This is a genomic window from Xanthomonas nasturtii, assembly GCF_023337365.3.
Classification (GTDB): Bacteria; Pseudomonadota; Gammaproteobacteria; order Xanthomonadales; family Xanthomonadaceae; genus Xanthomonas; species Xanthomonas nasturtii.
In genome coordinates this window covers 4,307,224-4,317,500 of the sequence record NZ_CP142084.2, presented here as the reverse complement: position 1 = coordinate 4,317,500, position 10,277 = coordinate 4,307,224, and the positions used below count along the sequence as shown (strand labels likewise).

Annotated in this window: 6 protein-coding genes and 2 rRNA genes (1 of these 8 running past the window's edge); 7 read left to right on the top strand and 1 reads right to left on the bottom strand. The window is 59.9% G+C overall.

Annotated elements, in window-relative coordinates; translation table 11 throughout:
• Positions 1-2,146: ribosomal RNA gene (locus M3O59_RS18925) — 23S ribosomal RNA — on the top strand (it extends 737 nt beyond the left edge of the window).
• A gap of 170 nt (positions 2,147-2,316) precedes the next feature.
• Positions 2,317-2,431, top strand: a 5S ribosomal RNA gene (rrf, locus tag M3O59_RS18920).
• A 537-nt stretch (positions 2,432-2,968) separates the two neighbouring features.
• On the opposite strand, the gene putA is transcribed toward rrf, so the two are convergent.
• On the bottom strand, positions 2,969-6,169 hold the full coding sequence (gene putA, locus M3O59_RS18915; protein WP_116905662.1) for a bifunctional proline dehydrogenase/L-glutamate gamma-semialdehyde dehydrogenase PutA: 3,201 nt from the start codon (positions 6,167-6,169) through the stop codon (positions 2,969-2,971).
• Between the two features lie 278 nt (positions 6,170-6,447).
• Between putA and M3O59_RS18910 the strand changes: the two genes are divergently transcribed.
• Genes M3O59_RS18910 through M3O59_RS18890 form a run of 5 tightly spaced genes read left to right on the top strand, consistent with a single transcriptional unit; the run spans position 6,448 to position 10,267 of the window.
• Positions 6,448-6,924, top strand: coding sequence for a DUF2244 domain-containing protein (locus tag M3O59_RS18910; protein WP_064634407.1), 477 nt, complete (start codon positions 6,448-6,450; stop codon positions 6,922-6,924).
• Positions 6,925-6,940: 16 nt separating this feature from the next.
• Entirely contained in the window at positions 6,941-7,885 is a 945-nt protein-coding gene (coxB, locus tag M3O59_RS18905; protein ID WP_116905661.1) for a cytochrome c oxidase subunit II, read from the top strand.
• A 30-nt stretch (positions 7,886-7,915) separates the two neighbouring features.
• Positions 7,916-9,520 (top strand): cytochrome c oxidase subunit I, encoded by a 1,605-nt coding sequence (gene ctaD / locus M3O59_RS18900; RefSeq protein ID WP_064634405.1) that lies wholly within the window; start codon positions 7,916-7,918, stop codon positions 9,518-9,520.
• Entirely contained in the window at positions 9,501-9,674 is a 174-nt protein-coding gene (locus M3O59_RS18895) for a hypothetical protein (protein ID WP_116905660.1), read from the top strand. Before ctaD ends, M3O59_RS18895 begins: the two co-directional genes overlap by 20 nt.
• Positions 9,671-10,267, top strand: a complete 597-nt coding sequence (locus tag M3O59_RS18890) for a cytochrome c oxidase assembly protein (protein ID WP_116905659.1) — start codon at positions 9,671-9,673, stop codon at positions 10,265-10,267. The genes M3O59_RS18895 and M3O59_RS18890 overlap by 4 nt, the downstream gene beginning before the upstream one ends.
• Positions 10,268-10,277: the final 10 nt, after the last annotated feature.

The following is a 10,277-nucleotide window of genomic DNA, read 5'->3' as shown; positions in this document are numbered from 1 at the left end:
CGGGGATGAGCTGTGATTAGGAGTGAAAAGCTAATCGAACCCGGAGATAGCTGGTTCTCCTCGAAAGCTATTTAGGTAGCGCCTCGGACGAATACTACTGGGGGTAGAGCACTGTTATGGCTAGGGGGTCATCGCGACTTACCAAACCATTGCAAACTCCGAATACCAGTACGTACTATCCGGGAGACACACGGCGGGTGCTAACGTCCGTCGTGAAAAGGGAAACAACCCAGACCCACAGCTAAGGTCCCAAATTCACTGCTAAGTGGAAAACGATGTGGAAAGGCACAGACAGCCAGGAGGTTGGCTTAGAAGCAGCCACCCTTTAAAGAAAGCGTAATAGCTCACTGGTCGAGTCGGTCTGCGCGGAAGATTTAACGGGGCTAAGCAGTGAACCGAAGCTTGGGGTGCGTAAAACTTCGGTTTTATGCGCGGTAGAGGAGCGTTCCGTAAGCCTGCGAAGGTGGATTGAGAAGTCTGCTGGAGGTATCGGAAGTGCGAATGCTGACATGAGTAACGATAATGCGGGTGAAAAGCCCGCACGCCGAAAGCCCAAGGTTTCCTTGCGCAACGTTAATCGACGCAGGGTTAGTCGGTCCCTAAGGCGAGGGCGAAAGCCGTAGTCGATGGGAAGCAGGTTAATATTCCTGCACCTCGCGTGAGTGCGATGGAGGGACGGAGAAGGTTAGGTGTACCGGGCGTTGGTTGTCCCGGGGAAAGGCGGTAGGTTTGAATCTTTGGCAAATCCGGGATTCTTTAAGACCGAGCACCGAGACGAGCCTTTATGGCGAAGTCACTGATACCACGCTTCCAGGAAAAGCTCCTAAGCTTCAGCTCACGAAGACCGTACCGTAAACCGACACAGGTGGGTAGGATGAGAATTCTCAGGCGCTTGAGAGAACTCGGGTGAAGGAACTAGGCAACATGGCACCGTAACTTCGGGAGAAGGTGCACCCTTTTTGGTGGCTCATGCGAGCTATAGCTGAAGAGGGTCGCAGAAACCAGGCCGCTGCGACTGTTTATCAAAAACACAGCACTCTGCAAACACGAAAGTGGACGTATAGGGTGTGACGCCTGCCCGGTGCTGGAAGGTTAATTGATGGGGTCAGCCGCAAGGCGAAGCTCTTGATCGAAGCCCCAGTAAACGGCGGCCGTAACTATAACGGTCCTAAGGTAGCGAAATTCCTTGTCGGGTAAGTTCCGACCTGCACGAATGGCGTAACGACAGCGGCGCTGTCTCCACCCGAGACTCAGTGAAATTGAAATCGCTGTGAAGATGCAGCGTTCCCGTGGCAAGACGGAAAGACCCCGTGAACCTTTACTATAGCTTTACACTGAACGTTGAGTTCGTCTGTGTAGGATAGGTGGGAGGCTATGAAACTGTGGCGCTAGCTGCAGTGGAGCCATCCTTGAAATACCACCCTGTCGTGCTTGACGTTCTAACCTAGATCCGTTATCCGGATCAGGGACCGTGTATGGTGGGTAGTTTGACTGGGGCGGTCTCCTCCTAAAGAGTAACGGAGGAGCACGAAGGTACGCTCAGCGCGGTCGGACATCGCGCACTGTGTGCAAAGGCATAAGCGTGCTTGACTGCAAGATCGACGGATCAAGCAGGTACGAAAGTAGGTCTTAGTGATCCGGTGGTTCTGTATGGAAGGGCCATCGCTCAACGGATAAAAGGTACTCCGGGGATAACAGGCTGATACCGCCCAAGAGTTCATATCGACGGCGGTGTTTGGCACCTCGATGTCGGCTCATCACATCCTGGGGCTGTAGTCGGTCCCAAGGGTATGGCTGTTCGCCATTTAAAGTGGTACGCGAGCTGGGTTCAGAACGTCGTGAGACAGTTCGGTCCCTATCTGCCATGGGCGTTGGAAGTTTGAGAGGGGCTGCTCCTAGTACGAGAGGACCGGAGTGGACGAACCTCTGGTGTTCCGGTTGTCACGCCAGTGGCATTGCCGGGTAGCTATGTTCGGAAGCGATAACCGCTGAAAGCATCTAAGCGGGAAGCGCGCCTCAAGATGAGACTTCCCGGGGCACAAGCCCCCTAAAGGAACCATGTAGACTACGTGGTTGATAGGTCAGGTGTGTAAGTACAGCAATGTATTGAGCTAACTGATACTAATGATCCGTGCGGCTTGACCATATAACCTCAAGTTGCCTTGGTCCCAACGAACGTTGGTAGATCCGCAAACGCAAGCTACGTCACAAGTTAACTATGCGAGGCTGAGCGCCGTAGGTGCTTCCATACGCAAACGCTTGCACACCCGTGCATACGTTTGAGGAAGCAGCAACTGGCGACGCTCCAACCGTCTCCCTGGTGAAATTAGCGCTGTGGAACCACCCGATCCCATCCCGAACTCGGAAGTGAAACGCAGCTGCGCCGATGGTAGTGTGGCTCAAGCCATGCGAGAGTAGGTCATCGCCAGGGGCTTTACCCGAAACCCTCTATCCAACAGGATGGAGGGTTTCTTTTTGCCTGCAATTTGAGAAAACCAAGACGCTCGCAAGCACTGGGTTGCTCCGCTAGGCTGCAAACAGCTGCCTTATAAGTGGTGGGAGACTAAAAAGCCGGCGCGCTGGCAAATAACAACGTGATGCGCGGAGTTGAAGTACCCCTGCGACAGCGGTGCAGTGGCGACAGGTGTGCCGGAGAAACTCCGCAAGTCACCAGATAGCGAGACAGCGCTACGTCAGTGGTAACAGTCTCAAGGCTGATAAGTAGTCGGAGCATCGCCCCACTTCTCGCTGCCATGATGCAGACGGCAGCCGAGAGCGGGTCATATGCGATGATGGCAAGTGGATAAGCGACTTGGGCAGCCATGCCGGTATCTGATGCCTTGTCGCACTACTGGGTCATGCACTTATCCAACAAAACCCTGCCTTCGCGGGGTTTTTGTTGGCCAGATAGTGCGATCTAGCTGCGGACCGCAGACGGGATCGGTCACCCAACGTCAGCTACCAAACATCAATCACCCAACGTCAGCAGAGATGCGTTGCCGCCTGCCGCGGTGGTGTTGACGGTGACGACCTTCTCGGTCGCGAAGCGCAGCAGGTAATGCGGGCCGCCAGCTTTAGGGCCGGTGCCGGACAGGCCTTGACCGCCAAAGGGTTGGACGCCGACGACCGCACCAATCTGGTTGCGATTGACGTAGACGTTACCGACAGCCACGCGCGAGGTGATGCGGTCGATGGTCTCATCAATACGCGAGTGGACTCCTAAGGTGAGGCCATACCCCGTCGCGTTGATCTGGTCGATGACAGCATCGAGCTGATCGGCTTTCCAGCGAATCACGTGCAGGACCGGTCCAAAAATTTCGCGCTGAAGTTGTGCCAGCGATGTCAGTTCGTAGGCGCGCGGGGCGAAGAAGCTGCCATGCGCGCTGGTGCTGTCCAGCGTGATACCCCCGATCAAGCGTGCTTCGCGGTCCATGCGCACCGCATGATCGTCGAGTATCTTGAGTGCATGGGCGTCGATCACGGGGCCTACATCCGTGGACAACAAGCTCGGGTCACCGATCTTCAATTCGTTCATTGCGCCGGCAAGCATGGTCATGACCTTGTCGGCGATGTCGTCCTGGACAAACAGCACGCGCGCGGCCGAGCAGCGTTGGCCAGCCGACATGAAGGCGCTGGAAATTGCGTCTTTGACCACTGCTTCCGGCAATGAGGACGAGTCGGCAACGAAGGCGTTCTGGCCACCGGTTTCGGCAATCAATACGCCGATGGCGGCATCGCGCGACGCCAGCGTACGGTTGATGATGCGTGCGGTACCGGTGGAGCCGGTAAACGCGACGCCGGCAACGCGTGGGTCGTTGGTCAGCGCAGCGCCGACCGTGGCACCGTCGCCGGGGAGGAACTGCAGCGCGGCTTCGGGAACGCCAGCGTCATGCAACAGCTTCACTGCAGCGTAGCCGATCAGGTTGGTCTGCTCGGCCGGCTTGGCGATGACGCTGTTGCCGGCAGCGAGCGCAGCGGCGACCTGACCTAAAAAGATCGCCAGCGGGAAATTCCACGGGCTGATGCAGACGAAGACGCCGCGGCCGTGCAGCTGCAGTTCGTTGGACTCGCCGGTCGGCCCAGGCAGACGCTCTGGAGCACCGAACTGCGCGCGTGCCTGGTTGGCGTAATAACGCAGGAAATCGACTGCCTCGCGGACTTCGGCTACTGCATCGGGCAACGTCTTGCCGGCTTCCTTGACGCAAATCGCCATGAACTCGGGCATGCGTGCTTCGAGCAGATCGGCTGCATGCTCCAGGATGGTGGCGCGGCTGGCTGCGGGGGTGCGGTTCCAGGCCGGCTGCGCGGCCGCAGCGTTTGCCAGGGACTTCTGCACGGTGTCGGTATCGGCCGGCTGCCAGTGCCCAACCGTTTCGCGGCGATCCGCCGGATTGAGTACCGCCTGGCTGGGGGTGCCGATCAGCGCACCCGGAACCAAGGGCGTGGCCTTCCACGGTTTGATGGCCGCGTTGAGCTGCTCGGCCAGCTGGCGCAGATCGTTGTCGTTGGCGAGATTGGCGCCCATGGAGTTTTTCCTGTGCTGGTTCTGACTACGCAGCAAATCGGCTGGCAGTGGAATCTTGGGGTGCGGGATGGAGGTAAACGACGACACTGCCTCGACCGGGTCTCGGATGAGGTCTTCGATAACGACATCCTCATCGGTGATGCGGTTGACGAAGCTGGAATTGGCACCGTTCTCAAGCAGGCGACGCACCAGATACGGCAGCAGATCTTCGTGCGAGCCAACCGGTGCGTACACGCGGCACGGCAGGCCGAGACGATCGGCCGGAATCACTTCGGCATACAGGTCATCGCCCATGCCGTGCAGCTTCTGGTGCTCGTAGGTCTTGCCTGCAGCAATCGCACGCACCGCCGCAATGGTCTGCGCGTTGTGCGTGGCAAACATCGAGTAAAGCACATCGTTGTGCGCGAACATGCGACGTGCGCAGGCCAGATACGAGACGTCGGTATTCTGCTTGCGGGTAAACACCGGATAGCCTGGGTGTCCTTCGATCTGTGCGCGCTTGATCTCCGCGTCCCAGTACGCGCCTTTGACCAGACGCAGCGGAATGCGCCGCCCGACACGGCGCGCGAGATCGGCAAGAAAATCGATCGTGTACGGCGCGCGTTTTTGATACGCCTGCACGGCCAGACCGTAGCCTTCCCATCCGTCCAGCGACGGATCGGAGAAAGTGGCTTCGATGATGTCCAGCGACAATTCCAGACGATCCGCCTCTTCGGCGTCGACGGTGTAGCCGATGCCATACGACTTGGCCAACTGGGCAAGCTCCAGCACGCCGGGCACCAGCTCGGCCATCACGCGCGCGCGCTTGGCGTGCTCGTAACGCGGATACAGCGCCGACAACTTGATGGAAATACTGGGCGCTGCAAAGACATCGGTACCCACGAAGCTGCCGCTGCGGCCGATTGCATGGATCGCATCGCGATAGGCCTGCAGGTAGCGCTGCGCATCCTTCATGGTGAGCGCGCCTTCGCCGAGCATGTCGAACGAATAACGGTAGTTGGCGTTGTCGCCCTTGCGCGAGCGCGACAGCGCCTCGCCGATGGTGCGGCCCATGACGAACTGGTGGCCCATGATCTTCATCGCCTGGCGCACCGCCAGACGAATCACCGGTTCGCCGACGCGGCCGATCAGGCGCTTGAACGCACCGGGCACATCGGCGCGGGTGAGGTCGTTGAGCTGCACCAGCCTGCCGGTGAGCATCAGGCCCCAGGTCGATGCATTGACCAGCACCGAATCGCTGCCGCCCATGTGCTTTTTCCAGTCCGCATCGCCGAGCTTGTCGCGGATCAGCTTGTCGGCGGTGTCCTGGTCGGGAATACGCAGCAGCGCCTCGGCCACGCACATCAGCAGCACACCTTCTTCGCTGCCCAGGTCGTACTGGCGCATGAAGGCTTCGATGGCGCCCTGGTCCTGCGCGCGTGCACGCACACGGGTCACCAGATCGGCCGCGACCGCTTGCACCTTGGCCTGTTCGGCGGCGGGCAGGCGTGCCTGATCGAGCAACTCTCGCACGTGCTCGGTTTCGTCCTTGAGCCAGGCGGCAGTGATGGCCGCACGCAATGCGCCGGGTGCGGCGGGCAGTTCGGGCGCCAGGAGCGGGCGCGCAACCGAGGTGGAGGCAAGCGGGTCGAGCTGAGCGTTCATGCGAAAGGTGCCTGGGAATCCTTGCGCATTCTAGAGAGCGGGAGCCCCGGCACACTTGTGCGGAAGCGGCAGTTTTCCCGCCGTTTTGTGCAGATGGCCCGGGCAGGTGATGGCGGACGTGTTCGAGGGCAGGCCCGCTCGGCCGGTTTGGGTGAAGTGATTGATTTCCACACGGTTTTAGCTGCACTGCAGCAATTTTTGATCAGCGGAAACGCTTGCCGCATGCGTTCGCGCGGGTCTACCATCGGGTCATTCCCGCAGTGCTCTGCGTGTTGCCAATGATCGAAGTGCTGCCGTTGATGTCCGAAGGGGTTGGGACGCAGTTACGGTTGCGGCCTCCGCGGGCACTGTCGGCCAGGCAATTCGTCCTGTTGTTTGCGGTCCTTGCAGGAATGATGTGGTTATTTGCGGGCCTGGGGTGGTGGACCGGCAATGCATTCGCGCCGGTGTTCGCCCTTTTGCACAGTGGTGTGGTGGCGCTGGCGCTACGGCAGTTATGGCGGAGTGGCGAACGCGAAGAAGCGATCCGGGTGGGGGAGACCGCCGTTGAGGTGTTCCCGTCCGGGCATGCGCCACCAGCGTTTCAGGCACATCCGCACTGGGTGCGGCTTTGCATGGAACGCGACGACAGGGTGTTGCTGGTTAGCAGCGGCAAGCAGATCGAGATCGGAAGTTTTCTCGGGCCGGCCGAACGTGTGGAACTGGCGACTACGCTGAAACGCTTGCTCGCGGCCGCCAATGGCCGTCACCGATGACGTAAGGGTCTAGGCAATGACGCAACGCAGCAGCTGGAAGTCGACGTACACAAGATTGGGCCTGGCGATGACAGCGCTGGTCAGCCCTCCGGTCGTGTGGGCGCAATCGGCCGATCCTAAGGAATGGCAGCTCAACATGGGCCGCGGCGTCACCCAGACCGCGCGCATGGCCTACGAGGCGCACATGGCGGCGCTGTGGGTCTGCGTGGTGATCGGTGCGCTGGTGTTCGGGGCGATGGGCTATGCAATCTTCAAGTTCCGCAAGTCCAAGGGCGCGGTGGCTGCACAGTTCAGCCACAACACGCGTGCCGAAGTGCTGTGGACCGTGATTCCAGTGTTGGTGCTGATTGCGATGGCATGGCCGGCGACGGCCAAGCTGATTGCGATGTACGACACTCGCGAGTCGGAAATGACCGTCAAGGTCACCGGCTACCAGTGGATGTGGAAGTACGAATATCTAGGCCAGGGGGTGGAATTCACCAGCCGCCTGGCGCGCGAATCGGACCGCATCCGGCAGAGCGGCGAACGCCCCAGCGTGGTATCGCAACCGCATTATCTGCTCGACGTCGATAATCGCCTGGTGTTGCCGGTCAATACCAAGATCCGTTTCGTGATTACCGCCGATGACGTGATTCACGCCTGGTGGGTGCCTGCGCTGGGTTGGAAGCAGGATGCGATCCCCGGCATCGTCAACGAGGCGTGGACCAACATCGAGCAGCCGGGCGTGTATCGCGGGCAATGCGCCGAGTTGTGCGGCAAGGATCATGGCTTCATGCCCATCGTGGTGGAGGCACTGCCCAAGGCCGAATTCCAGCGTTGGCTGGCGTCGCGTCGCAGTGCAGCAGGCACCACGTCCTCGGCATCGCCGGCGGCAGCTTCCGCAACGGCTGCGCCAGCGACAGTGCCCGCAGGTGAGGCTGCACCGCCGGCTCAAGCTGCCGCACCGACCGCCGCTCTCTAACACCGCTCGCTTCGCAGAGGTCGTTCCGTCATGGCGCATACCGCAGTCGATCACCACGGACACCACCAGCCCGGCTTCGTCGAGCGCTGGTTCTTTTCGACCAATCACAAGGACATCGGCACGCTGTATCTGCTGTTCTCCTTCGTGATGTTCATCATCGGCGCGGCGATGAGCGTGGTGATCCGCGCTGAGCTCATGCAGCCGGGCCTGCAGTTCGTCAAACCCGAATTCTTTAACCAGATGACCACCGTGCATGCGCTGGTGATGATCTTCGGTGGGGTGATGCCGGCCTTCGTCGGTTTGGCGAACTGGATGATTCCGCTGCAGATCGGCGCGCCCGACATGGCGCTGCCACGCATGAATAACTGGTCGTTCTGGCTGCTGCCGGCCGCGTTCACCTTGCTGTTGCTGACGCTGTTTCTGCCCGGCGGTGCGCCGGCCAGTGGCTGGACGCTGTACCCGCCGCTGTCGTTACAGGGCGGCTACAACGTGGCCTTCAGCGTGTTTGCGATCCATGTCGCTGGCGTCAGTTCGATCATGGGTGCGATCAACATCATCGCCACCGTGCTCAACATGCGTGCGCCGGGCATTGATCTATTGAAGATGCCGATCTTCTGCTGGGCCTGGCTGATCACCGCGTTTCTGTTGATCGCGGTGATGCCTGTGCTGGCCGGTGCGGTCACGATGTTGCTGACCGACAAGTTCTTCGGCACCAGCTTCTTCAACGCGGCCGGCGGCGGCGACCCCGTGATGTACCAGCACATCTTCTGGTTCTTCGGGCATCCGGAGGTCTACATCATGATCCTGCCGGCGTTCGGCGTAGTCAGCGAAATCATTCCAACCTTCAGCCGCAAGCCGCTGTTCGGGTACCAGGCGATGGTCTATGCGATCGCGGCGATCGCATTTTTGAGTTTCATCGTGTGGGCGCACCACATGTTCACCGTGGGCATGCCGCTCGGTGGCGAAATCTACTTCATGTTTGCCACGATGCTGATCTCCATCCCGACCGGAGTGAAGGTGTTCAACTGGGTCAGCACGATGTGGAAGGGCTCGCTGACGTTCGAGTCGCCGATGTTGTGGGCAGTGGCGTTCGTAATCCTTTTCAGCATCGGCGGTTTTTCCGGTCTGATGCTGGCGATCGTGCCGGCCGACTTCCAATACCACGATACCTATTTTGTGGTCGCGCATTTCCATTATGTGCTGGTCACCGGCGCGGTATTTGCGTTGATTGCCGCGGTGTATTACTGGTGGCCCAAGTGGACCGGGCGAATGTACAACGAGGCCTGGGCCAAGTTCCATTTCTGGTGGACGATGATCTTCGTCAACCTGCTGTTTTTCCCGCAGCACTTCCTCGGCCTGGCTGGGATGCCGCGACGTATCCCCGACTACAACGTGGTGTTCGCCGACTGGAACTTGATCAGCTCGATCGGTGCGTTTGGCATGTTTGCCACGCCATTCTTGATGGCTGCAATCCTGTTGTCATCTCTGCGTAGTGGCGCCAGGGCAGACGCACGCGCCTGGGAGGGTGCCAAGGGCCTGGAATGGACAGTGCCGTCGCCTGCGCCCGCGCACACCTTCACCGTACCGCCTGTCATCAAGCCTGGAGATCTTGCGCATGAAGACATCGGTCACTGAGTCGGCATCGGAGCCAGCGGTGATGCGGCTCCTTTCCGCCGCCGAGCGGCAGGCGCAGCAGCGTCGCGCAGTACGCCGCACCGCAATCACGGTGGGCATCATTGCGTTGCTCATCTATGCCGGCTTCATTGCCTCGGGCGTTATCGGCCGATGACTGCGCGCGCGCCCACGCATGCGCCGACAGCTGGCTTGTTCAAGCTGTTGGGCGTGGTGCTGGGCGTTTTCGTGCTGACCTTTTCGTTGGTGCCGCTGTACCGTATTGCGTGCGAGAAGGTCTTTGGGATTCGCATGGAACGCGTACCGGGCAGTAAGCATGAAGGTGAGTCCAATGCGGTGGGCGGTGGCAAACGCACGGTGCGCGTCGAATTCGATGCCGGGGTCAATTCGAAACTGCCGTGGACCTTCCTTCCCGAGCAGATGACAATGGACGTGGTGCCGGGAGAGCTCAACGAAGCGCTGTATTTTGCGCGCAATGACAGCAAGCGCGCTGTGGTGGGAAGCGCGGTGCCATCGGTGGCGCCGGCGCGAGCGTCCGGCTATTTCAACAAGACCGAATGCTTTTGTTTCACTGCGCAGACGCTGCAGGCCGGGGAAACGCGCGACATGCCGTTGCGTTTCATCGTGGACCCTGCATTGCCTGCGGAAGTGACCACTATCACCTTGTCCTATACGTTTTATCGCAACGACGCGCTGACCTCGGAACTGCAGGGCAGTGCCGTTTCCGGAACGCCGCGCGCGGCGCCGTAACCTTCATCCA

Bases quoted from the DNA above. Each gene is read 5' to 3' on its own strand.
- M3O59_RS18910 (WP_064634407.1), top strand. From the start codon at position 6,448: ATGATCGAAGTGCTGCCGTTGATGTCCGAAGGGGTTGGGACGCAGTTA.
- ctaD (WP_064634405.1), top strand. From the start codon at position 7,916: ATGGCGCATACCGCAGTCGATCACCACGGACACCACCAGCCCGGCTTC.
- M3O59_RS18890 (WP_116905659.1), top strand. From the start codon at position 9,671: ATGACTGCGCGCGCGCCCACGCATGCGCCGACAGCTGGCTTGTTCAAG.
- M3O59_RS18895 (WP_116905660.1), top strand. From the start codon at position 9,501: ATGAAGACATCGGTCACTGAGTCGGCATCGGAGCCAGCGGTGATGCGG.
- putA (WP_116905662.1), bottom strand. From the start codon at position 6,169: ATGAACGCTCAGCTCGACCCGCTTGCCTCCACCTCGGTTGCGCGCCCG.
- coxB (WP_116905661.1), top strand. From the start codon at position 6,941: ATGACGCAACGCAGCAGCTGGAAGTCGACGTACACAAGATTGGGCCTG.